The 23915-nt window shown below is 66.4% G+C and carries 19 protein-coding genes, 1 pseudogene and 2 riboswitches; of the genes and pseudogenes, 11 read left to right on the forward strand and 9 right to left on the reverse strand.

Translation table 11 applies throughout. The features are described from left to right. Window positions 1–5: 5 nt before the first annotated feature. Window positions 6–1097, reverse strand: coding sequence for a cobalamin biosynthesis protein CobW (gene cobW, locus L0U81_RS21770; RefSeq protein WP_326489847.1), 1092 nt, complete (start codon window positions 1095–1097; stop codon window positions 6–8). 203 nt (window positions 1098–1300) lie between these two features. Beyond that, a riboswitch (cobalamin riboswitch) is annotated at window positions 1301–1577 on the reverse strand. Window positions 1578–1657: 80 nt separating this feature from the next. After that, window positions 1658–1912, forward strand: a riboswitch (cobalamin riboswitch). 242 nt (window positions 1913–2154) lie between these two features. Between cobW and cobA the strand changes: the two are divergent. From cobA to bluB, 5 genes and pseudogenes are all read left to right on the forward strand, one after another. After that, a pseudogene (gene cobA / locus L0U81_RS33715) lies at window positions 2155–2880 on the forward strand (uroporphyrinogen-III C-methyltransferase); the annotation flags it as partial. An 18-nt stretch (window positions 2881–2898) separates the two neighbouring features. After that, window positions 2899–3342 (forward strand): cobalamin biosynthesis protein, encoded by a 444-nt coding sequence (locus L0U81_RS33720; RefSeq protein WP_326489862.1) that lies wholly within the window; start codon window positions 2899–2901, stop codon window positions 3340–3342. After that, entirely contained in the window at window positions 3339–3941 is a 603-nt protein-coding gene (gene cobO, locus L0U81_RS21780) for a cob(I)yrinic acid a,c-diamide adenosyltransferase (protein ID WP_233805576.1), read from the forward strand. The genes L0U81_RS33720 and cobO overlap by 4 nt, the downstream gene beginning before the upstream one ends. A gap of 3 nt (window positions 3942–3944) precedes the next feature. Beyond that, window positions 3945–5243, forward strand: coding sequence for a cobyrinate a,c-diamide synthase (locus L0U81_RS21785; protein ID WP_233805577.1), 1299 nt, complete (start codon window positions 3945–3947; stop codon window positions 5241–5243). Next, window positions 5227–5886, forward strand: a complete 660-nt coding sequence (bluB, locus tag L0U81_RS21790; protein WP_233805578.1) for a 5,6-dimethylbenzimidazole synthase — start codon at window positions 5227–5229, stop codon at window positions 5884–5886. Before L0U81_RS21785 ends, bluB begins: the two co-directional genes overlap by 17 nt. Before the next feature lie 32 nt (window positions 5887–5918). Here bluB and L0U81_RS21795 read toward each other — a convergent pair whose 3' ends face one another. The 6 genes from L0U81_RS21795 to L0U81_RS21820 form a co-directional block, all read right to left on the reverse strand. Next, window positions 5919–6533 (reverse strand): DUF4136 domain-containing protein, encoded by a 615-nt coding sequence (locus tag L0U81_RS21795; RefSeq protein WP_233805579.1) that lies wholly within the window; start codon window positions 6531–6533, stop codon window positions 5919–5921. A gap of 41 nt (window positions 6534–6574) precedes the next feature. Beyond that, entirely contained in the window at window positions 6575–9061 is a 2487-nt protein-coding gene (locus L0U81_RS21800) for a CHASE2 domain-containing protein (protein WP_233805580.1), read from the reverse strand. Between the two features lie 67 nt (window positions 9062–9128). Then, the gene (locus L0U81_RS21805) at window positions 9129–10580 is read right to left on the reverse strand and encodes a FecR domain-containing protein (RefSeq protein ID WP_442793443.1); all 1452 of its coding nucleotides are present in this window, start codon (window positions 10578–10580) and stop codon (window positions 9129–9131) included. Next, entirely contained in the window at window positions 10577–11317 is a 741-nt protein-coding gene (locus L0U81_RS21810) for a response regulator transcription factor (RefSeq protein WP_233805581.1), read from the reverse strand. The genes L0U81_RS21805 and L0U81_RS21810 overlap by 4 nt, the downstream gene beginning before the upstream one ends. A 908-nt stretch (window positions 11318–12225) precedes the next feature. After that, window positions 12226–15720, reverse strand: coding sequence for a DEAD/DEAH box helicase (locus L0U81_RS21815; RefSeq protein WP_233805582.1), 3495 nt, complete (start codon window positions 15718–15720; stop codon window positions 12226–12228). A gap of 328 nt (window positions 15721–16048) precedes the next feature. Next, complete coding sequence (locus tag L0U81_RS21820; protein ID WP_233805583.1) at window positions 16049–16321, reverse strand: DUF4148 domain-containing protein; 273 nt, start codon at window positions 16319–16321, stop codon at window positions 16049–16051. 166 nt (window positions 16322–16487) lie between these two features. Here L0U81_RS21820 and L0U81_RS21825 point away from each other — a divergent pair, with 166 nt between their 5' ends. The 3 genes from L0U81_RS21825 (at window position 16488) to L0U81_RS21835 (ending at window position 18724) form a co-directional block, all read left to right on the forward strand. Beyond that, window positions 16488–17213, forward strand: coding sequence for an anti-sigma factor family protein (locus L0U81_RS21825; protein WP_233805584.1), 726 nt, complete (start codon window positions 16488–16490; stop codon window positions 17211–17213). A gap of 144 nt (window positions 17214–17357) precedes the next feature. Next, a complete protein-coding gene (locus L0U81_RS21830; protein ID WP_233805585.1) occupies window positions 17358–17876 on the forward strand; it encodes an RNA polymerase sigma factor in 519 nt (172 codons plus the stop codon). Next, window positions 17873–18724 (forward strand): anti-sigma factor family protein, encoded by an 852-nt coding sequence (locus tag L0U81_RS21835; RefSeq protein WP_233805586.1) that lies wholly within the window; start codon window positions 17873–17875, stop codon window positions 18722–18724. Before L0U81_RS21830 ends, L0U81_RS21835 begins: the two co-directional genes overlap by 4 nt. Here the strand turns inward: L0U81_RS21835 and L0U81_RS21840 are convergent. Further along, entirely contained in the window at window positions 18691–19596 is a 906-nt protein-coding gene (locus L0U81_RS21840) for an AraC family transcriptional regulator (protein WP_233805587.1), read from the reverse strand. The two genes, L0U81_RS21835 and L0U81_RS21840, sit on opposite strands and share 34 nt — an antisense overlap. A 239-nt stretch (window positions 19597–19835) precedes the next feature. On the opposite strand from L0U81_RS21840, the gene L0U81_RS21845 reads away from it, so the two are divergent. Together L0U81_RS21845 and L0U81_RS21850 are read left to right on the forward strand one after the other, a co-directional pair. Further along, complete coding sequence (locus L0U81_RS21845; RefSeq protein WP_233805588.1) at window positions 19836–20741, forward strand: NmrA family NAD(P)-binding protein; 906 nt, start codon at window positions 19836–19838, stop codon at window positions 20739–20741. A 5-nt stretch (window positions 20742–20746) separates the two neighbouring features. Then, window positions 20747–20893 carry a hypothetical protein gene (locus L0U81_RS21850; protein WP_233805589.1) on the forward strand — a complete coding sequence of 49 codons (147 nt, stop codon included), beginning with the start codon at window positions 20747–20749 and terminating at the stop codon, window positions 20891–20893. A gap of 123 nt (window positions 20894–21016) precedes the next feature. On the opposite strand, the gene wrbA is transcribed toward L0U81_RS21850, so the two are convergent. After that, entirely contained in the window at window positions 21017–21616 is a 600-nt protein-coding gene (wrbA, locus tag L0U81_RS21855; RefSeq protein WP_233805590.1) for an NAD(P)H:quinone oxidoreductase, read from the reverse strand. A gap of 514 nt (window positions 21617–22130) precedes the next feature. Between wrbA and L0U81_RS21860 the strand changes: the two genes are divergently transcribed. Continuing rightward, complete coding sequence (locus L0U81_RS21860; RefSeq protein ID WP_233805591.1) at window positions 22131–23912, forward strand: Rieske (2Fe-2S) protein; 1782 nt, start codon at window positions 22131–22133, stop codon at window positions 23910–23912. The last annotated feature ends 3 nt before the right edge of the window (window positions 23913–23915 follow it).

Genomic DNA, 23915 nt, shown 5'->3' on the forward strand with positions numbered 1-23915 from the left:
GCCCGTTATGCTGTCGCGATCGACGTTGCGCCGAGCGCCGCGTCGAACGCCTGTTGCAGCGCGTGCTGGTCGAGGTCCTCGCCGATCAGCACGAAGCGGCTCAACGCGCCTTCGCCATTTTCGCCCGCCTGCCAGCGCCGGTCGAAGTAGCTGTCGAAGCGCCGCCCCACGCCCTGGATCACGAGACGCATCGCCGCGCCAGGCAGCGCGGCGAAGCCTTTGACACGGTAAATCGTGTGGTTTTCGACGAGCGTCTGCAAGGCGGCGAGCGCCGCGTCGCGCGACGGCACCGAAGCCTGCACGACGACCGAATCGAATTCGTCGTGGTGGTGATCGGGGTCGTCGGCGGAACCGTGGTGGTCGTGACGCAGGTGAATCGTCTCTTCCGACGCCGCTTCGAGCCCCAGCAGCGTATGCAGATCGAGCTGTCCCTGGTGCGCGCGCACGATCTTCACCTGCGGCGGAATTTCTTCGCGGATCGCAGCTTCCACTTCACGCTGCTGCGCAGCGTCGATCAGATCGGTCTTGTTCAGAATCACCAGATCGGCCGCCGACAACTGGTCTTCGAATAGTTCGTGCAGCGGCGACTCGTGATCGAGATTCGGATCGGCCTTGCGCTGCGCATCGACGGCGACCGGGTTGTCGGCGAACTGGCCGCTCGCGGCGGCCGGGCCGTCCACCACCGTCACCACCGCATCGACCGTGAAGCCGTTGCGGATCTGCAGCCAGTTGAACGCCTGAACGAGCGGCTTCGGCAATGCGAGCCCCGACGTTTCGATCAGCACGTGATCGAGTTCATCGCGTCGCTCAGCGAGCTTTTCCATGACCGGGAAAAACTCTTCCTGCACGGTGCAGCACAGGCAACCGTTCGCGAGTTCATACAGTTGCCCTTCGGTCTCGACGCCGTTTTCATCGCAACCGATGCCGCAGCCCTTGAGGATTTCCCCGTCGATGCCGAGTTCGCCGAACTCGTTGACGATGACCGCGATGCGCTTGCCGCCCGCATGCTGAAGAATGTGCCGCAGCAGCGTAGTTTTGCCGCTGCCGAGAAAGCCCGTGACGATCGTGACGGGAATCTTGCGCAATTGAGTTTGCATCGTGAGGTCCATCCCTTGGCGCTGCACCGGCATGCCGTAAAGTCCACCCGTGCGTGTGCATCGGCTGGCGAAAGGCGCGAATGAAGCACGCGCACCACTGCCAGTGACCACAAAACACGGGGACGAACCACGGTATTGCCGAGACAACGGAAATACAGAAAGCGGAAGTGAGGTCATGAACGCGCCGCCGCATCCCCGCGGCATTCGTTCTGCTTCTTCGGGCCGGTATCCGGGCTGGCGAAAGCGCCGCTTCCCCTTCCCGGCCGAGTGGTTTCTCGACCAGTGGTGATATGTCGACGCGACCTTGCGCGGGGACATCGAAGCCGGCACTGCGGCGCCCGGCTATCGAGCCGGAACCGCTTTCGCTTACCGTTGCGGGGACAGCACAGGTTAGCCGCTCCAGAGCAGATGGCTCCCTGTTTCCCGTTTAACTGCATGCGCACGAACGCGCACGCGGGCACCCAAAGTGCGTGCGAGTGTAGGCCCGCGGCCCTGCGCAGTCAAGGAACGCAGGGTGCCGGAAAGCACCGCCGACGCTTATCCGGCAAGGCGCCATGTGCTATCGTATGCGCGCGTTTGGTGCCCGCACATGCGCTCGCGTGTGCAGTTAAACGGGAAACAGGCAGCGCTTTACGCGTTCAACCTGTGCTGTCCCCGCAACGGTAAGCGACCTGCGGCGCGCGATTCGATCCTGCCTTCGATTCCGACGTGCCGCGCATGCGTTTTTTGATGCCACTGTCCCGCGCAAACGGGAACGGGAAGGCGAAGCGCGTGAGGTCGCCAGCCCGGATACCGGCCAGACGCGGAGGCGGCGCCGGATGCATCCGTGCATCGAGTTGCGCCGCCGGCCGCTGGAATCCGCGGGGAACGGATGTGAAGGCGTTCAAGCGCGACATCGCGCGTTTCGTGGCGTTTTTTCTGGTGAATTCGCCGCGAGCCGCGCGTGGGCGCGCCCGATTTCGCAGTACCGCATGACCTCTATCTCGACCACCGCGCACGCTGTCGCGCGCCGCTTCTCTTCTCCCCCCACAGCATGGCGCGCGCCATGCACGCCGCGATGACGCGCGCCTGGCTGATCGGCGCCGGGCCCGGCGACGTCGAGCTGATGACGCTGAAGGCTACCCGCGCGCTCGCCCAGGCGGACGTCGTGCTCGTCGACGATCTGGTGAATCCCGAGGTGCTGCAGTTCGCGCGCGCCGACGCGCAAGTCGTGTACGTCGGCAAGCGCGGCGGCCATCCGTCGACGCCGCAAGCGGATATCGTCGCGCAAATGCTCGAGCATCTGCACGCGGGGCGCAGCGTTGCGCGGCTCAAAGGTGGCGATCCGTTCGTGTTCGGCCGCGGCGGCGAAGAGTTGCAGGCGCTGCAGGCCGCGGGTATCGACGCCGACGTGATCAACGGCATCACGGCCGGCATCGCCGCGCCGGCGACGCTCGGCATTGCGGTCACGCATCGCGACTACGCGCAGGGCGTCGTGTTCGTCACGGGCCACGGCGCCGGCAGCGGTGAGCCCGACTGGGCCGCGCTCGCCGCGACGCGCATGACGCTTGTGATCTATATGGGCATGCGGCGGCTCGGCGACATCGCCGACGCGTTGCTCGCCGCCGGCATGTCTGCCGATATGCCCTGCGCGGCGATCGAATCGGCGACGCGGCCCGAGCAGCGTCACGTGCTTACGCCGCTGCGCGAGTTTGCCGATGCCGTCACGCGAGCGCGGCTCGGCTCGCCGGCGATCGTCGTGATCGGCCGCGTGGCGTCGCTCGCGCTTGCGCGTGATGCGGCCCAACGCGACGCACGCTCGATGAAAACGCTGAGCGTCGGCATCGGTTGCCGCTTGCACAGCGAAGCCGCTGATATCGAAACTGCCGTGCGCGCAGCGCTCGGATCGAATGACTTCGCGCAGATCCGCACCATCGCGACGATCGACACCAAAGTCAACGAAGCAGGCCTGCTCGAATTCTGCTCACGCCATCAGCTACCGCTGCAACTGTTCAGCCGCGAGCAGATCGCCGCCGTACCGGTCGCGTCGCCGTCGGTGGCCGCGCATGCGCATCTCGGCGTCGACGGTGTGTGCGAGCCGTGCGCGCTGTTGGCCGCAGGAGCGTCAAACACCGCGACAACCGCGCAACATGCACGTCTCGTCGTACGCAAGACCGCGCACGGCGGCGTCACCGTGGCGATCGCAGCGGCGAACCACGCCGCGCCCCCATTCCATCCCGCCCCTCAAGACCAGGACCCCCGATGAAAACCGATACCGAATCGCATCAACGCATGACCGAACGCCGCCGCGAAGGCCACGAAAAGAAACAGGCCAGCGCGACCGTCGAAAAAGGCCTGCTGATCGTCAACACCGGCACCGGCAAGGGCAAGAGCACGGCCGCGTTCGGCATGGCCGTGCGCGTGCTCGGCCACGGCATGCGGCTCGGCGTCGTGCAGTTCATCAAGGGCGCGCTGCATACGTCCGAGCGCGACTTCCTTGGCGCAATCGCGCAATGCGATTTCGTGACGATGGGCGACGGCTACACCTGGAACACGCAGAACCGCGAGGCCGACATGGCGACCGCGCGCAAGGGCTGGAACGAAGCGCGACGGATGATCGAAAGCGGCGATTACCAGATGGTGATCCTCGACGAGCTGAACACCGTGCTCAAGTACGAATACCTGCCGCTCGACGAAGTGCTCGCCGTGATCAACGCCCGTGCGCCGATGCTGCACGTCGTCGTGACCGGCCGTCACGCGCCCGACGCGCTGATCGAAGCCGCCGACCTCGTCACCGAAATGCGCGCGATCAAGCATCCGTATCGCGAGCAGGGCGTGAAGGCGCAGCGCGGCGTGGAGTTCTGAGCGATGTCAGCGTGCCCCGCGCTGTTCATCAGCGCGCCCGCGTCGGGACAAGGCAAGACCACGATCACAGCTGGGCTCGCGCGCTATCACCGGCGGCTCGGACGGCGGGTGCGCGTGTTCAAGACCGGCCCGGATTTTCTCGATCCGATGATTCTCGCGCGCGCGAGCGGCGCGCCGGTGCTGTCGCTCGATCTGTGGATGGTCGGCGAAAGCGCGTGCCGTAACCTGCTCGCGCAGGCCGCGCAGGAGGCTGATCTGATCCTGATCGAGGGCGTGATGGGCCTGTTCGACGGCACGCCGAGCAGCGCCGATCTCGCGGCCGCCTTCGGCGTGCCCGTCCTCGCGGTCATTTCCGCGCAGGCGATGGCACAGACGTTCGGCGCGCTCGCCTTCGGCCTCGCGCGCTTTCGGCCGCAACTGCCATTTCATGGCGTGCTCGCGAACCGCGTCGGTTCGGCGCGGCACGCGCAGATGCTGCAGGAAGCACTGCCGCCTGAGATGCGCTGGTGCGGCCACATTGCGGCGAGCGACGAGATCACGCTGCCCGACCGCCACCTCGGATTGCACCAGGCCGACGAAATCGACGATCTCGAAGCGCGCCTCGAACGTGCGGCCGACACGCTCGCCTCGACCGCGCTCGCCGAGCTACCGGCGCCGGTCGATTTCGGTGCGCCCGTACCCGCAGCGTTGCCGCGTCTGCTCGAAGGCAAGCACATCGCGATCGCACGCGACGCCGCCTTCTCGTTCATCTATCCGGCCAACCTCGCGCTACTCGAAGCGCTCGGCGCGCGGCTCAGCTATTTCTCGCCGCTCGCCGACGAACCCGTGCCCGACGACGCGCACGCGCTCTATCTGCCGGGCGGCTATCCCGAGTTGCACGCGGCGGCGCTCGCGGGCAACGCAAACAGCGCCGCGGCGATCCGCGCGCACGTCGAAGCGGACAAACCGCTCGTCGCCGAATGCGGGGGTATGCTCTATCTGCTGGAGACGCTGACCAACAAGCAAGGCACGAGCACGCCGATGCTCGGTCTGCTGCCCGGTCACGCGACGATGCAAACGCGCTTCACGTCGCTCGGCATGCAGCAGATCGACGGCCCGCACGGAACGCTGACCGGCCACACGTTTCACTACTCGAAGCTCGCCACACCGCTCGCGCCGCAAAGCTTCGCCACGCGCGCGCACAGTGACGCGCCCGGCGAAGCGATTTTCCGCGTCGGCTCGATTGTGGCAACCTATATGCACGCTTACTGGCCCTCCAACCCGGCCTTCACGGCCGCCCTCTTTCATGGCGAAGCCTTTTGACGACTCCGAGCGCGACGCGGTCTATCGCGCGATTTACGAACGCCGCGACATGCGTCACTTCGTGCCCGATCCGGTCGATCCCGCGGTGCTGCGGAGGCTGCTCGACGCGGCGCATCACGCGCCGAGCGTCGGCTTCATGCAGCCCTGGCGCATCGTGCGCATCACCGATGCGGCACTGCGCACGGGCTTGCGCGACATCGTCGAACGCGAACGGCTCGCGACCGCCGACGCGCTCGGCAAGCGCCGCGACGAGTTCATGAAACTGAAGGTGGAAGGCATGCGCGAATGCGCGGAGCTGCTCGTGATCGCGCTGATGGACGGCCGCGAGCGTCACGTCTTCGGCCGCCGCACGTTGCCGGAGATGGACCTCGCGTCGGTTGCGTGCGCGATCCAGAACATGTGGCTCGCCGCGCGCGCGGAGGGACTCGGGCTCGGCTGGGTGTCGCTATTCGATGTCGACGCGGTGCATCAGCTTCTGGGCATGCCGGAAGGCGCGCGGCCGGTTGCGATCCTGTGCCTCGGTCACGTCGACGCGTTCTATAGCGAGCCGATGCTGGAAACGGAGCGCTGGGCGAGCCGTCTGCCGCTCGCCGATTGCGTGTTCGAAAACCGCTGGCCGCGGGACGAGCCAGCGCAGAAATAGCGCATACACGCGGACCGCCCCCGCGCTTCGTATCAGCGCTGCAGCGGCTTCATCGACTCGACGTTCGGCACGCCGCTCGCCTGGTCAACGCTGAACTTCACGCGCCAATCGGCCGGCGGGTCGAACGGCAGCTTCGCGAGCGCGGTTTTCACGAGCAAGGGCTGCGCATGCAGCGGGTCCGCGTCGCGATCGAAAAACACCGCGCTGACCTTGTAGCGTTCGGTGCCGCTCCCGTAGTCGAAGAAGCGCAACGTCAGCGCGTGCTGATACTCGCGTCCCAACAGCAGCGCGCCAAGACCGTCGCCGCCCGCGCCGCAATCGGGGGGCGCGCAATCCTCGCCGCCAACGCCGATCGACGCCGGCCGCGTGCTATACGCCATCGACAGCAGATAGTGCGCGGGCTTGCCCGCCGTATCGACGAACCCGTGTTTCGCCAGCTCCTCGCGCAGCAGCTTTTCGGCTTGCGGATGGTCGGCGCTGTCGTCCTGCGGCTGCGTGCGCGCGAACGAGTAGGTCTGCTCGCCTTGCAGCGCAACGGCGTGGTCGGCGCCGTTACCGGACACGCTGTGTACGTCGGCACTCAGGTTCGCACAACCGGTGAGGCTCGCCGCAGCCATCGCGGCACAGAGGTGAGCGATCTTTGCCATTGCTGTTTTCTCTCCAGTACATCGAATACGTCAAAGGCGCGTCAGGCGCTCCCCGCGCTCGATTCGTCGAGCTGGGCGTGGTCGAGCGCGGGCAGCAGGATCGTGACGGCCGTACCCTCACCGGGCGCGCTGACGACCTCGACGCTGCCGCCGTGGCGCGTGACGACGGTTTTGATGAACGCCATGCCGAGTCCCGCGCCCCCCACGTCCGGCCGCTCGGCCTCGTGAAAGCGGCGAAAGCGCTCGAACAGCCCGGCCTGCTGTTCCTTCGGGATGCCATAGCCCTGGTCGCGGATCGTGCAAGCCACTCGCCCTGCCGCGCTGCCCGCGCGCTTTGCCGCAGGTTGGCTCGCGAAGCTGCACACGACGCGCGTGTCAGGCGGACTGTACTTGACCGCGTTGTTCAGAATGTTGACGAGCGCGCGTGTCATCAGCGAACGGTCGGCGCAGATCCAGGGGGCGTCGGCGGCGTCGCCACCGGTTTCCGTATGCAGCGCGATGCGCTTCGCGTGCGCCTGCGGCCAGACCTCGTCGCTCGCGTCGATCACGAGTTCGGTCAGGTTCAGCGGCTCGAGCACATAGGTCTGCGATTCGGCGCGCGCCAGTTGCACGAAGTCGTCGGCGAGCGTCAGCGCGCGCTGCGCGTAACGTTCGATACGCCCGAGCAGGTTGCGCGCGAGCACCGGCTCGGTTCGCGCGCGCTCGATTTCGACCAGCGCAATGATCGATGACTGCGGCGAGCGCATGTCGTGCGACAGCAGCCGCAGCGCGTCCTCACGTTGACGCTCGGCCGCATGCAGCGCCGACACGTCGACCAGACCGGCGATCCAGCCGGTCGTCTCGCCCCGCGCGTTGGTGCAGGTCGCGTAGCGCAACAGATGATCGCGCTCGTTCGTGTCGCGCACCTCGACGCCCTGCGCCATCAGCGCTTCAAACTCGCGGCGCGTCGGATCGAGCAGCGCCGGCCAGTGCGCGTGCGCGTACAGATTGCGCTCGTGGTCCGAGGCCGCGCCGGCGTCGATCGTTTTGACGAGCGTGAGACCGCCGAGCACGCTCTGCATCGGCTGGCCCTCGGGCATCGGCGCGCCCAGCCGGGCAAAATGCGCTTTCGCCGCATGATTCGCGATCAGCACGACGCCAGCCAGATCGCTGACGAGAATCGGCTCCGGCACGCTATCGAGGCTGTCCCACACGAAGCGCTTCATGTCCTGCACCCGTTGCGCGGCCTGAGCCATCAGCGCCATGTGCTGCTCGAGCACGTCGCCGCCGAACTCGCGGCGGCGCTTCGGCGTTTCGGGCAGCAGATGCGGCTCTTCGGCGAGGCGTTGCAACTCACCACGCAGATACGCCATCGTCATTTCGAGGCGGCGCCAGTTCCAGATCGGATAGACGATCACGACGCCGAGGATCGCCGGCACCGGCGATACCCACAGCCTGCCGCCGTAGAGCAGAACCGCGCTGCCGGCCGCCGCGAGCAGCACCAGAGCGCCGGTCAGCAACAGCGAGCGACGCGGCGACAGCACGAGAAAGCCGGCGAGCAGCGCGGCGAGCGGCCCGAGCGCCGCCGCGCACACGACCCACTGCCCAACCGGCTCGATCTCGCGGCCGCTCAGCAGCGTGTCGAGCACGTTTGCATGGATGTCGACGCCGGGCAGCGGACCCAGCTCGCCCGACACCGGCGTCGCAAAACGGTCGTACAGACCCGACGCGGTCACGCCGATCACGACGATGCGCCCGCGCAACCGATCGGCCGGCACCTTGCCAGCCAGTACGTCGGCGAAACTAAGCTTCGCGAAGCGAGCGGCATTCGGCCCGAACGGAATCAGGAAGCGGCCTTCGCCGCCGTCGTTGCTGCCGCGCGCGGGCTCGTTCGAGCGGCGCGGCGGCAGCCCGTCGCGCAGATGCAGCTTGCCTCGTTCGACCGCATCGGCCACGAGCACCATCAGTTGCGGCCAGCGCGAAGCGTCGTCGCCCTGGAAGCGCGCGACGCTGCGTGTGATGCCATCGCCGTCCACCTCGAAATTGATGTGACCGAGCCCGGCCGCCGCCTGCGCGAGCGGCGCGACGGGTTCGTCGACGGTGCGCTCGCCAGTCGCGTCGGGTGGTGTCAGCAGCACGGGCAGATAGGTCTGAGAGAGCGCGATTGCGTGGGCGAGCTGGGCGTCGTCGGCGTTGGGCTCCGTGAACAGCACGTCATAGATCACGGCGGCGGGTTTGGCCGCGGCGATCTGTTCGAGCAGCCGCGCATGCACGCTGCGCGGCCACGGCCAGCGGCCGAGCTGGTTGATGCTCGGGTTGTCGATCTCGATGACGACGATGTCGGACAGCAGCGGCTGCTCGCGCAGGTTCAGAAGCCGGTCATATACCAGCTGATCGATGCCGGTGCTCACGCGCCCGAACGACGCCGCCAGGATCACGACGATGCCGAGCAAACCAACGCTCATCCACTCGATCAGAAAGCGCCGGCCGGCGCGCCGTCCAAGACGGGCACGCGGATCGAGGCTCAGACGCGTAGAAGTGGCGGGCAATGGACGATGTAATCCGGAACGTGGAGACGGCCAGTCCAGCAGGCCTGGCCACGAGAATCTACCAGCGTCAGCGCGCGAGCGTAAAGGAGCGGACCGCGCTGCTCTTCTCGTAGAAGCGGCCGTGGTCGAACTGCTCGGCGACGATCGTCCAGTAGTAGACGCCCGGCGGCAGATCGCTGATCACCAGCTCGCCGCCCGGCAAGTCGGTTCGATCGACGACCGGATGGCTCAGATCGGCCGTCTTCGCCAGCATGAAACGGAAACGCGTCGGCACGTTGCTGTGGCTGACGAACCAGCGGAATTCGTAGTCGCGGCTACCCGCGCGCGGCGCGGCCGAAGCGTCCAGCTCGAGCTGGCGGCGCTCGAACGCGTACACGTTCGGCAGGCCGTCGAGGCCGTTGCTATCGGTCGACGCGACCCGCACGAAGTACGTGCCGTCCGGCAGATCGCCGAAGTCGGCGTGCGGCGCGCTCACGCGCAGATCGCGCACCAGATCGAGCTGATCGGCGTCGTGAGAAATCTGTAGCCGATAGCCGACCGCGTGCTCGGCAGGATTGACGTCGAACGCGACGGTTTTGCCGTCCTGCACACGCGCAGGACGCGCGAGCGCAGGGGCCGGCAGCAGGTCGACCGGACGGCCGATCGCGTTGCCCGAGCGCGTGACATTGCCGCAGCTCGCCAAGAGCAACTGCTCGGACGCCTGCAGCGGCACGCCCGGCGCCGGCGTGGCGCGCGGGCCCCGCCGCGTGGCCGGATCGACGCCGACTGCGCCGTCGAGCACGGCCACCGCCGTGGTCTGCGTGCTGCCGTCGTAATCGACGCGAAAACGCGTGCCGCGCACCCCCGCGACCACCGAAGGCGAACGGATCTGGAAGCGATCGTCGCGTCGCGTCGCACGCGTGACCTGGCTCTCGACCTCGCCGCGGCGCAGCTCGAAGATGCGATCGGCCACGCCGGTCAGCGTGACGTGTCGCAGTCTTTCGATATTGAGTTCGCCGTTCTGCGCGACGGTCACGTACGAGCCGTCGGGCAGTTCGAGCGTCGCGAAACCGTTCGCGCCGGTGCGCAAGCGATCGCCCTCGGCAAGCGTTGCACCGGTTTTCAGCGGCAGATAGGGGCTTGAGTCGAACGCTTGCTCGACCGGACCGCTGGTCGCGACGACGCGAGCGCTGTCCCGATCCTGGCGCAGCCTTCCGGCCGGCAGACGCAGTACGATGCCGGCCGGCATGCGGCGCGGTGCGGGCACGTGGTTCAGGCGGCTCAACAGCGCCCAATCGGTCGGGTCGGCCATGTAGCGAGCGGCGATGTCGTATAGCGTGTCGCCTGCGCGCGTCGTGTACGAAGCGTAGACCGGTGGCGCCTTCGCGCCGGCTTTGCCGCGTGCGTGCTGGGCGTGCGCGAGCGCGCTCCAGCCAGTCGCGCCCGTTGCAATCAGGCAGGCCACGGCAAGCCACGCCGCGGCGCGGCGGCCGGGCATGGCGGCGCTGCCCGGCGCTGCCGCATCCACGAAAGCCGTCACGCATCCCCCGCTTCTTCAGTCGGTTCGTCGTCAGCGGCCGGCGGCGAGTCGATGTCGACCCGCTCGAGGCGGTAGCCATAGCCGTAGATCGGCGTGAGCCGATAACCGTGCTGCGGGCGCAGGCCGAGCTTGCTGCGCAACATCGACACGTGGGTGTCCATTGTGCGCGACGGGATGTCGGTGGCCTGCTTCCAGATCACGTCGAGAATGTGCGTGCGCGACAGCGGCCGGCTCAGGTGCTGGAACAGCAGCAGCGCGAGCTCGAACTCTTTCTGCGTGACGGAGACTGGCGTGCCGCGCACCACGACGTGCTTGGCGCTCAGGTCGAACTCGAAGTCGCCGAACACTTCCTTCGTCGCCGGCGGCTTCAGGTAATAGGCGCGGCGCAGCAGCGAGCCGACCCGGGCGAGCAGCACCGCGCCCGACACGGGCTTGACGAGATAGTCGTCCGCACCAGCATTCAGAATCGAAGTGATGTCCGTTTCGCGGCCGCGGTTCGTGATGAACAGCACCGGCAGGCGCTCCGACAGGCTGGCGCGCACCCACCGCAGCACTTCTTCGCCGGACATGTCGGGAACGTTCCAGTCGAGCACGAGCAGGTCGAAAGTCTGGCGGCGCAGCTGGCGCACCAGTTCGCGCCCGGCGCCATACGCATGACAAACATGTCCAGCGGCGGACAGCGTTTGACACACAAGATCGGCCTGAGCCGGATCATCATCGAGGACTGCAATTCTCATAAAACCCCACAACGCAACAGCGCCTTTCCTGGCTGACGGCCGGCAACCCGGCCGACGACCGGGACGACGGCACAGCGCCGCCGATCCGGCTCCCCGTAAAACTCCGGCTGCGACTTTTCTGACTAATGGTCCCTTGCCGTGCCCCCCGCTTCACGCTGCCTTCGTGAAGCCGAAATCAGCGCGTATTTGAAAATGGCATAGCGATTATGCAGGGCAGATCATCATAGTCGAAAACCCTCTATTTTCCCGCTTGCCGTGTACCGGCAATCCGTCGCGAAATACTCTGATTGAAAGCGGTTGACGCGTTTTTGTCAGGTTCTACCGGTCTGCCGGCCATGGCCGGCGCCGGTGAGGAAGCTGCGCTACTGTCCGCAGATCCTCGCTGGGATTGCGTTTGGCCCCGTCTGCTTATCCCATTTTTTGAGAATTCTTCGAAGAAATCTCATTTAACAATTCGGCGCCCAGTATAAGAACGGTCTCAAAATAAATCGTTTAAACATTGTTAGATTTCGCGAAATGTCAGTTGTCATTTGATGTGATGACGCGATGCGTGATGAATCGCTTGCGGGGCGACGCCGTGCGGTAGATCGCGGGCAAAAAAATGCGGCGCCGCCCCTGTCGATGCAACGCCGCCGAAAACACTACGCACGCTCGCCGGGGTCTAGCCGCGCGAGAAACGTCACGGTAGCCCGACGGAAAATCGTGCTCAAGATGAAAGAGCTTCTTTTGTAACCGCTGCCCAAGTAGTTATTACGCGCGGTCCGAACGCGTCCGGCGCGCGCGTCTTACACCGCACGAGTTCGAAATTGGTATGAGCTGAAGCGACACCCGGCGGGAATTTACAAACACAGACGTTTTGTTACAGGCTGCTCCCTTTGGCGTTGGCGCCGCGCATCAGATGCATGCGGTCAGCGCGATCCTTCGATTCCAGGCATCGGCGCAAACAACGCGTCCAGGTCGTCGTCCGAGAACTTCGCGGCGCCGGCCGCGTCTTCCGAGAGAATGCTGTCGGCGAGCCCGGCCTTGTGCTCCTGCAGCTCGACGATCTTTTCCTCGATGCTGCCCGCCGCGATCAGCTTGTAGACGAACACTGGCTTGTCCTGTCCCAGCCGATGCGCGCGGTCGGTCGCCTGGTTCTCGGCGGCCGGGTTCCACCACGGGTCGTAGTGGATCACGGTGTCGGCGGCGGTCAGATTCAGTCCCACGCCGCCCGCCTTCAGGCTGATCAGGAACAGCGGCACCTCGCCCTGCTGGAAACGCTCGACCGGGCTCACGCGATCGGCCGTGTCGCCCGTCAGCATCGCATACGGGATCGCGGCTTCGTCGAGCGCCTCGGCGATCAGCGCGAGCATGCCGGTGAACTGCGAGAACAGCAGCACCCGGCGCCCCTCCTCGATCAGCTCGGGCAGCATCGACAGCAGCAGGTCGAGCTTGGCCGAGCGCATCGCCCGCTCGCCGCCGCTCGCGGCCGCGCTGCCCGCGATACCGCTCGCGGTGCGCACGAGCCGCGGATCGCAGCACACCTGGCGCAGCTTCAGCAGCGCATCGAGCACGATGATGTGGCTGCGCGCGAGCCCCTGCGCGCTGACCGCCGCACGCACCTTCTGCTGCATCGCCGTGCGCACGGTCTCGTACAGGTCGCGCTGCGCGCCTTCGAGATCGACCGGACACACGATCGTCGTCTTCGGTGGCAGTTCCTTCGCGACCTCGTCCTTGCGACGGCGCAACGTGAACGGCCGGATGCGGCGCGCGAGCAATGCGCGGCGCACGTCGTCGCCGTTCTTCTCGATGGGATTGCGCCAGCGCCGCGTGAAGTCTTTCTGGCTGCCGAGAAAGCCCGGCAACAGAAAATCGAACTGCGACCACAGCTCGCCGAGATGATTTTCGAGCGGGGTGCCCGTCAGACACAGCCGATGCCGCGCGCGCAAGCCGCGAATCGCCTGCGCGGCCTTGGTGGTCGCGTTCTTGACGTACTGCGCCTCGTCGAGGATCAGCAGGTGGTATTCGTGTTCGGCGAGCACCTTCTGATCGCGCCACAGTAGCGCATAAGTGGTCAGGATCAGCTCGTGTTCGCCGATCTGCTCGAAGCGCTCCTTCCTTTGCGGCCCGTTCAGCACCAGCACTTTCAGCTCCGGCGCAAAGCGGCGCGCTTCCTCGCGCCAGTTGTGCACGAGCGTGGTCGGCACGACGATCAGCGCGGGATGCGTGAGCCGCCCCGCTTCCTTTTCCGCGAGAATGTGCGCGAGCGTCTGCACGGTTTTGCCAAGCCCCATGTCGTCAGCGAGCACGCCGGCCAGACCCTGTTCGCGCAGGAACTGCATCCAGTTCAGGCCCTGGTGCTGATACGCACGCAGCTCGGCCTTCAGACCGCGCGGCACCGGCACTTCGCGCAGGCCCGGACCGGTTTGCAGACGGCGCGCGAGTTCACGGATCGAGTCGTCGCCGCTGAACTGCCAGCGACCGGTGTCGTGCAGTGCATCGAGGCGGCCGGCATCGACCGCGGGCACGCGCAGCGGCGCGCCTTCGGCAAGCGCGCCGCCGAGCGAATCGAACAGATCGACCAGCACCCGCACCACCGGCTTCAGACGATCGGCTCGCAGCCGCAGGCGCTTGTTCTCCTCGGTCTTCAGCTCGATCGGCTCGTCGTCGCGAATGCTCTCCAGCGCGCCAGAGAGCCAGCGCCGGTCGCGCCGGAACAGATCGGCCAGGAGCGGCTCGAGCCGCACGTTGCGCTCGCCGACGCGGATCCCCATCTCCAGATCGAACCAGCCGTCGCCGGCTTGCTGCGCGGTGCCGTCGATCGCGTCGATCTCGATCACGTTGTAACGGAACTCGGGCGCCATCGTCACGCGCCAGCCCTTCGCGACCAGGTCCGGCACCGCCTCGTTGACGAACTCGGACCACGCGTCGGTGTCGGGCAGACCGAGCATCGTGTCGGGCAACAGGCGCGACGCGTGCATGTTGCGCGTCGGCACCTTTTGCAGCCCGGTCTTGCGCAGTTCCAGCAAGCGCTTTTTCTCGGTGTCGTAGCGTCGGCGGATGTGAATCACGTCGCCGCCCGGCAGCGGCACCAGCGTCACGCTGCTGTCGGCGTTGATGCTGACGCCGTCGTAATCGAAACTCGCGGCCGCCAGCTCGACAGCGGCGGACTTGCGCTCCGCGGGCTTCGCGGTTTTTGCTGTTTTCGTCCCCTTCGCGGTGCCCGGCAGCGCATGGCTGTTCAGCGCCAGCACCGGCACCGGCTCGACATCGATCACACGGATCGCAGGTGCGCCGTGGGTCGGCGGCAGCGGTAGCTCGGGCGCTATCTCGCGCAACACCGACGCGACGAGCGGCGCCTCGGCGAGCGAGATCGGCGGCATCGCGAGGTAGTCGGGCAGTTGCTGGAACGGCAGCGACAGCGGCACGACGCCCGCCTCATTGGCGACGCCGTCCACGTACCAGACCGGCTCGGTCGGCAGCACCATGCTCGCGCGCGGTTCGGTGCGCAGCACCGGGCGCAGACGCTCTTCGGCAAGCGGCTCCCATTCGATGCGGCCGGGCCGGTCGGCGGCCCGCGCGAGCGGCGTCGGGCTCGCCTCGCCAGGCGCGATCCTGAAGTCGAAGAACAGGCGCCCGGTCGCGATCAGCTTTTGCAGCGTCTCCGCACCGCTCGTGCCGCGCAACACAAACTGGCCCAGATCCTCGCGCGAGCGGCCGAGCCACAGGCCGCGCAGGATCGACAGATCCTCGTCGGACACGAAGCGCGGCTGCCTGAGCAGCGCGCCTTCGACGTCGCCCCAGCTGTCGCCGACCGCGACGATCACGCCGTCATCGTTGCAGCGCGCACGATGCAGCACGACCTCGTGGTGCAGATGGAATCGCGACCAGTTGAGCCGATAGGCCAACGTTTCCTTGCGCGCGGCATGCGCCTTGCGGGCGCCTTCTTTTTCGGCGGCGGCCTCGGCCGCGCGGGCGCGCGCGCGAAAACGCTCGAGCCAGCTGACCAGTTCCGGGCGCACACCGGGCGCTGGAGAGGGCGACGGCGACGGCGGCACGCCCGGGACCGTGATCCGTCGCGCGATGAACACCTCCGACGTTGCCGGGTCGCTATCGTCTTCGACCTGCGTGATGTGATCCATCTCGTCGTGGTAGTCGAGCTCCGCGAACAGCAGCGCCGCGACGTGCTTGCAATTGCGGCCTACCGGGCAGGTGCATTCGCCTTCGGCCCACGGCGACCCGCCATCGGTATGAAATCGCACCCACGTCCGGTAGGGCTGCGGCTGCGAGCCCTGCACGTCGCCAGAGAGCGTCTCGCCGTGCCATTTGACGTTGCTGACCGCGCCCACCGAGCGCGCCTTGGCGACGGTCCGCTCGCCGAGCCATTCCGCAATGCTTTCCCGATCGAAGAAAAGTGATGACATCCGCGTGCATTCCTGTTCAAACCGGCGAAGGCAAGCGCGCGCGGACCCAAAGCGTGTGCCGCGCGACGCTCGCTTGCGACGCCCGGCCGATTCTGTCCAGTTGCGCGTTGCCTGTGATAACCGGCCATTTTACGCGTTGGACGGAAATGGCTGGGGCGGCCGGTTTGGACGGTTCGGGAATGGCCCGGTCAAGCCGCGGATCGACCGGAATGATGGATCCCGGGATGCAGCGCCTCCTCGCGGGTGCGGCGCCGGAACGACAACGCATAGGCCGCCGGGCACACGGCGAGCAGCGGATCGCGTTCGCGCGCCCGTGGCCGATGCTGCTTCAATGAGCGCCCGCAGCCGGCGCGCCAGAGTTCGCGACGTGGCTCGCGGCGGCGGCTGCTTCCGCGGCGAGCGCCTCTTTGTGCTGTGCGACCTGACGCGCGAACACGGGACTGACGTCGGGGTACGACGCGTCGGTGATGTAGTCGAGACCGTTCTGCTGAGCCTCGATCAATTCCTGGTACACCTGAGCACGTGTCTTGGCCTGCGCAAACACGCTCGACGAAGCGGCGAGAACGACAAACGACAATGCGACAAACGAAAGCTTTTTCATGATCGACTCCTTGGAGAGTTGTGCGGGTTCGCATCACGGAGAACCACGGGTCGACGGCGTTTATTCCTCGATTCGCGGCGTGGAAAAAACATCGTTAGTACCGGGAATAAATGCGCAAGCACCTGTGTTTGCCTTCGAATAGCAGCACTCGAGACCGCGCACCCTCATGACCTCGACCCGCCATCCGCCCAGAGCTCCGCTCTCCGAACACGACATCCAGGCCTATGCCGACGGCACGCTGACGCCCGAGCGTGCCGCGTCGCTGCGCGACTATCTCGGCAAGCATCCGGCGGAAGCACGACGCGTCGCCTTTTACGACCGGCTGAATGCACAGATCCAGGCAGCGTTTCAGACCACCGAGGAGCCCGCACGTGACCACATTGGCAGATCGCGCCGGCGAGGCAGGTTTCCCCATCCGGCCGGTCGCGCGCGGCGCACGCTGCTCGTGCTCGTCGCGCTCACGCTGGTGCTCATCGCCGTCAGCGGCTGGCTCGCGGCGATTCAGGTGTCCGCGCAAGCGCTCGATAACGCCGCCGTGATGGTGCTCGCCGAAGCCGCCGCGCGGCCCTTTTCCGCGGCATCGCCGACGCGCGTCGATCCCGCCGCACCGGATCTCGGCGCGATCGGGCTGCGTCTCGTCGAGCAACGCCTGCGCCAGCTCGGTCCCTTGCAGCGCGCCAACGAATCCGTCTATCTGAACGGCGATCAGCAGCCGGTGGTGGTGCTGTCGGCCGCGGCGCCGTTTGCGCGCGACGAGCCGCAATGGGCCGCGCGCCGCATTGGTGACATGCGGCTGTTGACGTGGACCACGCGGCGGCAGCGCTTCGTGGTCGCGGGCAATGCGCGCACTCACGGCCTGATGCGCGCCGCCGACGCGATGAGCGCGCGCTGACAGCGGCGCGCCCCGCCCCGACAAACCAGCGCAACGCACCCCGCGGAATAAACTGCGCAGACCGGTGTTTGCAGTTCGAACGCATATCGATATCGACGCGAGTGAACCCGATGCCGCCCCTACTCTCCCTGACCGGGATCAACCATGGATGTCCGTGACGAGTTGATGGAGCACGTGCCGCGTCTGCGGCGCTATGCGCGGGCGCTGATCAACAATCACGAGCTCGCCGACGACCTCGTGCAGGACACGCTCGAGCGTGCGCTCGGCTGCACCCGACAATTCCAGCCGGGCACCGATCTGCGCGCGTGGCTCTTCACGATCATGCACAACGTGTTCGCGAATCAGGCGCGCAAGGCGTCCGCGCGCGCGGTCCACGTCGCGGTCGACGACGAGAGCATCGCCGAAAGCGAGCTCGCGGCGCCGTCGGGCCAGACGCGTTCGCTCGAAATGCGCGACCTCGATTACGCGCTACAGCGGCTGCCGGTCGAGCAGCGCGAGGTGGTGCTGCTGGTCGGCCTCGAGGAGATGAGCTATGCCGATGTCGCGCTCGCGCTGAACATTCCGATCGGCACGGTGATGTCGCGGCTCTCGCGCGGACGCGAACGGTTGCGGGCTTTGATGGCGGGCGCCCAGCCCGGTGCGAAATTACAGGTGGTGCGATGAGCGAGCCGCAAATGCCGATCGGCGAAGAAGACTTGCACGCGTACGTGGACGGCACGCTGTCCGGCGAGCGCCGTGCCGAGGTGGAGCGCGCGCTCGAACAGAATCCGGAACTGGCCGCGCGGGTCAGCGACTATTTCTCGCTCAATGGCCTGCTTCACGAGCGCTACGACCGCGTGCTCAGCGAGCCCGTGCCGAAGCGTCTGCAGACCGGCACGCCGCGCCGCGCGCGGCTGGCCGCGAACTGGCCGCGTTATGCCGCGCAGTTTGCGGGCATGGCAGCGGCGCTCGTGCTGGGCGTCGGTATCGGCATGCACAGGAACGATCTGATCCCCCCTGTCGCGATCGATCGAACCGGCACGGGGGCCGAAACTCAGGCCGGAAATCGTGCGGTCAGCGCGGACAGCGCCGAGGGTTTCGCGCGCCAGGCGGCGGTCGCACACGTCGTGTACATGCCAGCGATCGAGCGGCCTAGCGAGATGGGCGCCGATCAGGAGCAGGACTTTGTGCAGTGGCTCGCGAACCGGCTCGGCACGCAGGTCCACCCGCCGATGCTAGCGAAGAGCGGGTTCATGCTGTCGGGCGGCCGCCTGCTGCCCGGCGACGACGGCCCGACCGCACAGTTCATGTATCGCGGACCGAACGGCGAGCGCGTCACGCTGTGCATCTCGCATCGGCGCGAAAACGCGAATACGACCGCGTTCAAGCTGTATCAGGCGGGGCCCGTCAACGTGTTCTATTGGGTCGACGGCGATTTTGGCTATGCGGTGTCGGGCGGGATCGATCGCAAGGAACTGTTGCAGCTCGCGCACGATGTCTATGCGCAATTGACGGCGGCAGCGTCGGGGTGAAGCGGACGAGTGCCGCGCAGTTCGCGCGGCGTGACGCCTAGCAGACGCGACATCCAGTACGCCATATGGCTCTGATGCGCAAAGCCGGTATCAAGCGCGATCTGGCTTGTGCTGAAGCTTCCTTGCAGCAGCAGTGTTCGCGCGCGCTCCACCCTGCGCTGTACCACGTATTGATGCACGGGCACACCGAGCGTGTCGCGAAACAATGCCTTGAAATGCGGCACGCTCAGTTGCGCCTGCGCGGCGAGTTCGTCGAGTGTGAGACGCTGATCGAGGTGCGCGTCGATAAACTCGATCACGCGCGCGGCCGTACGCGGCGCGAGCGTGCGGCGCCGGTTGTCGGACGCAGGCTCGGCGCCGATCAGCCGCACGAGCATCGCCGTGCACAGACTCTCGGCGTAGAGCGGATCGGACGCGTCGTCCGCTTCGAGCTCTGCGCGCAGTGCCCACGCCAGATGCTGGAAGCGCGGATCGCGCATCTGCAGGCGCGGGCGCAACTGCGCATCGGCCGATTTCAGCGCGAGTTGCTCGACGGTCCGTTGCGCGAAGTCCTCGGCAAACCAGATGCTGAAAATCGTGCAGGCGGCGTCATCGGTCCACTGACCTTCGAGCCCCGCGGGGATCACATCCGCGTCGCCGTGCGCCTGAATCCGCGTGAGGCGGTGCGTATCACACAGACAGTGTGCAGTCACCGGCGCGCCGACGTGCACGCCCACCCGGTGATGGCGAAACGCGGGCAGCCGATGCAAACCGGCCGACACGTTGACCAGCTCCGCACCGAAGCCTTGCCAGCCAAGCGCCCTGCTCGTGCGCACGGCGACGCGCGAGCCGCTGTGCGGCGCAGGCGCAGGAATCGGGGTGACGGCGTTCATCGCTGCTCTCCTGAGTGTCCTGAATGACGGCGAGATGCCTGCATTGTGCGGCGTTTCTGGCGGGTTCGCCGGAGTGACGGAATCTCGTAGCTTGTGAGCAGCCGATGCAGTTCACCCGACTGCCGGAATGTCGCTGCAAAGAAAATCATCCGTATCTGCGCAAAGCAATCCATATCTGAGCGCCCTGTGAACACGACGTCCCTACCATCACGCCATAGCGATCCTCAAAGGAGCACAACGTGTTCGTCATATTCGGAGCTACGGGTCATGTGGGACATGCAAGCGCGAGCGCATTGCGTCGCGCGGGTCATTCGGTACGCGCGGTGGTGCGCGACGCAGCGCAAGGCGACGCGCTCGCGGCGATCGGCTGCGAGATCGCGCTCGCCGACCTGAACGACGCGAACTCGGTCGCACGCGCCATCGACGGCGCGCAGGCGGTGCAATGGCTCTGTCCGGTGCCGCATCCGCATGACGATCCCGCGGCCGCGATGCGGCACATCATCGACACAGGCGTCGCCGCATTGCGCACGGCCGCGCCGCCGCGCCTGCTCGCACTATCGGACTACGGCGCCGAGCACGCCGACGGCACCGGCATCACGACGCTGTTCCACTACCTCGAAACGCAACTGCGCACCGTCGCTTCGCCGCTGACCTTGCTGCGCTCCGCCGAGCACATGCAGAACTGGGCGCGCGTGCTGCCGGTCGTGCTCGGCCGGGGCGTGCTGCCAAGTCTGCACGATCCGCTCGACAAGCTGTTTCCGACCGTCGCCGCGCAGGACGTCGGCACGCTCGCCGCCCAGTTGCTGCTCGATGGCGGGCCTTCGCGAGCGACGCCACGGGTGGTCAGCATCGAAGGGAAAGAGCGGGTCAGCGCGCTCGACGTCGCGCGCACCCTGGCGGAGCTGTCAGGGCGGCCGGTCGTCGCCCGCCAGGTGCCGCGCGACGAATGGAATGCCGTGCTGCGCGGCACCGGGCTCGGCGAGCGGCACGCGCAACTGATCGTCGATCTGTACGACGCGCACAACGCGGGCCGCATCGACGTCGAGGCGAATATCAGCGAGCGACGCTTCGGCGCCACGACGTTGAAACAGGTATTGGAGCCGCTGCTATCGCGAGTGGGTGGTACGGAAACGGCGGCGCGGTGAGCCGTATGGACGCTCCGCTAACGAACCCGCCCTCTCGCGCCGAACGCTGGCTGCGCGTGGCCATATCGCTATCGGGCCTGATCGGCTGGCACACGCTTGCGAACCTGCTGACCGCGATTCCTGACAGCAACGATGATTTCGGCGTGTTCTAGTTTCTCCATGACGGAGACGATTGGAGCACTTCCGGGTCGAGGCTGCGATTCATCAGGACGGCCAGGCGGGAATCTGCCCGGCCATCCCGTTTGCACGCCTCGCGCAAATATCGAGGCCAACGTTCAGCCAAACAGCTTGTTGGCCGTCCGGGCAATCAGTTCGCCCTGATGACGCGCGCCGGCGAGTTCGATAGCGCTCGGCTGGCGTTGGCCCTGCCCGCCTGCGATCGTCGTGGCGCCATAGGGAGCGCCGCCGACGATCTCGTCCAGCGTCATCTGCCCCTGGTGGCTGTACGGCAAACCAACGATGACCATGCCAAAGTGCAGCAGGTTGGTGATGACCGAAAACAGTGTCGTTTCCTGGCCGCCGTGCTGGCTGGCCGTCGAGCTAAAGGCACCGCCGACCTTGCCAACCAACGCACCGCTCATCCACAGGCCGCCTGCCTGATCGAGAAACGATGCCATCTGCGAGGAGACGCGCCCGAAACGGGTCGGCGTGCCGACGACTATCGCATCGTAGTTGGCGAGTTCGGCGACCGTCGCAACCGGCGCTTGCTGGTCGAGCTTGAAGTGAGCGGCCTTGGCCACCTCCTCCGGCGCGGTTTCGGGAACCCGTTTGACGTCGACCGTGGCACCCGCCGCGCGTGCACCCTCGGCGACGGCGCCCGCCAGTGTCTCGACGTGGCCATATGAGGAGTAGTACAGCACCAGTACTTTCGACATTGCGAACTCCTTTCAGGATCTGCGGCGATGCCGCGGTGAGAATCCGGGATGGACAACATTCGTGAATGTCGCACGGGCCAGTCGTATCTGAACAGGCGCCATCTTTCGATTATTCCTATCGCCGTTGCAGATGGATTGACTATGACCGTTGCTGCGGTGAACGTTGCGCCGACCATTCGATCAAGACGCTAAAGCGCTTCGCACATATAGGCACGTCTGAACTTGCCGGCACTTGCGGCGTAGCGGTTTTCCGGGCCGCAAAAGAAAACGCCCGCGCTAAACACGCAGGCGTTTCCGTGGCCCCGCTACCGCGCCCCAATGAACGATTTCTCATCGCTTCTGCATCAGGGGCCGGCTTCCGCGCGGCTAATTATCATTATAGGACGCGCCGCGTGATATCCAAGTCGGCGGAACTGGCGTTCAGATGGCACAGAACGTAAGTCCTGTTGTATGTTGACAGGGGACCGGGCGTCCCTACGACGTTCGTGTCAGGACGGATGCGGGAGGTACGTGCATGGATGCACTGAATAACGAATTCGTGCTCGTGGGGAGCCTTGAAGAGCTGAAGGCGAAGGGGCGGCTCGTGGTGCAAGGCGGCCATGGTCCAATCCTCGTCATCTACGACCGCGGACGCGTCTTTGCTCTCGACAATCGATGTCCCCACATGGGCTTCCCGCTCGAGCGAGGCACGGTCGAGGACGGCATCCTGACCTGTCATTGGCACCATGCCCGCTTCGATCTGGAAAGCGGCTGCACCTTCGACCTCTGGGCAGACGATGTACCGAGTTGCGCGGCCGAGGTGCGCAATGGCGACGTCTGGGTGGCGACCACGTTCGGTCATGCCGATCCTGCGGCGCATTGGCAGCAGCGGCTTGCGGACGGCCTCGCACACGACCTGGGACTCGTCATCGCCAAAGCCGTGCAGGGTCAGCTCGCGGCCGGCGTACCAGTGACCGATATCGTGCAGCAGGTGGCACTGTTCGGGGCGCAGAACCGTGACGGCTGGAGCGTAGGTCTCACGATACTAACGGCGCTCGCCAACCTGTTGCCCATGCTGCCAGAGGACGACGCCTATCTCGCCCTGTTCCACGGCGCGCGCCGTGTGGCGGCGGACTGCGAGGGCGAGGCGCCGCGGCGCAACCGTGCGCCGCTTGGCGGCCGGCCGGAGCCGGCCACGCTCAAGCGTTGGCTTCGCCTTTGGACGAACGTGCGCCATCGCGAGGCGGCCGAACGCACCCTGTTGACGTCGATCGCCGCTGGTGCCTCACCAGCTGTGCTCGCCGATGCCCTGCTTGCGGCCGCAACCGAACGGGCATTCGCGGACACCGGTCATGCGCTCGACTTCATCAACAAGGCCTTCGAGTGCCTCGACCTGATCGGGTGGACGCACGCATCAGCTGTGCTGCCGACTATCGTTGCGCAGATGGTGACCGCCCGTGGCGCCGAGGAATCGACCGCCTGGCGCCAGCCCCTTGATCTTGTCGCGCTGTGTGACGAAGCAGCCAGCCAGATGGCGCAGCTCTTCGCGGCGGGGCGCAGCTTGCAAGGCTGGTCGAACCACGCGGCGCTCGCGCGCGAACTCCTCGGCGACGATCCAGTGATGATCATTGATGCGCTGAAGGAGGCGATCCGCGCAGGCGCCTGCCCTGCTGACCTCGGACAATCCCTCGCTTACGGAGCGGCGCTGCGCGTGGCCCGCTTCGGCAATGCCAATGAGCACGCCGACTGGGACACGGCGCACCACGTCTTCACCTATGCCAACGCGGTCCACCAGATGATCGGGCGGATCGGTGCCGCTGACATCGACAGTTATGCCACTGCCGTGCGCGGCATCATGCACGGAGCCATGGCGCTCTATCTTGCCCGTTATCTGAACGTGCCACCGGCCCGCATCCCGGGCGAGGACAGCGATCAGCTCGATGATCTTCCCGCCGACGAGAAAACGATCCGCACCGCCTTGCTTGACACATTCGACCGGCAACGACAGGTTGATCTTGCGGCAAGGCTGGTGGCGCGGCATCTCACTCTAGGCCATCCGCCCCAGACGCTGATCGCCACGCTTGCGCTTGCGGTGCTGCGCGAAGATGCGGGCTTCCATGCCTATCAGATGCTGGAGGCCGGGGTCCGCCAATTTACTGCGTGGGGCAATACTGACGAGGGCCGGCATATTCTCATTGCGGCCGCTCGCTATCTCGCGGCCCATTCGCCGACTGAACGCGCAACGCTGCAAACGGCCGACATCGCCCGGCGCCTGATGCGGGGCGGCGAACTACATCAGGGTACTGAGGCGTCGTGACGG

Origin of the sequence: Paraburkholderia sp. HP33-1, from assembly GCF_021390595.1 — a bacterium.
Lineage (GTDB): Bacteria > Pseudomonadota > Gammaproteobacteria > Burkholderiales > Burkholderiaceae > Paraburkholderia.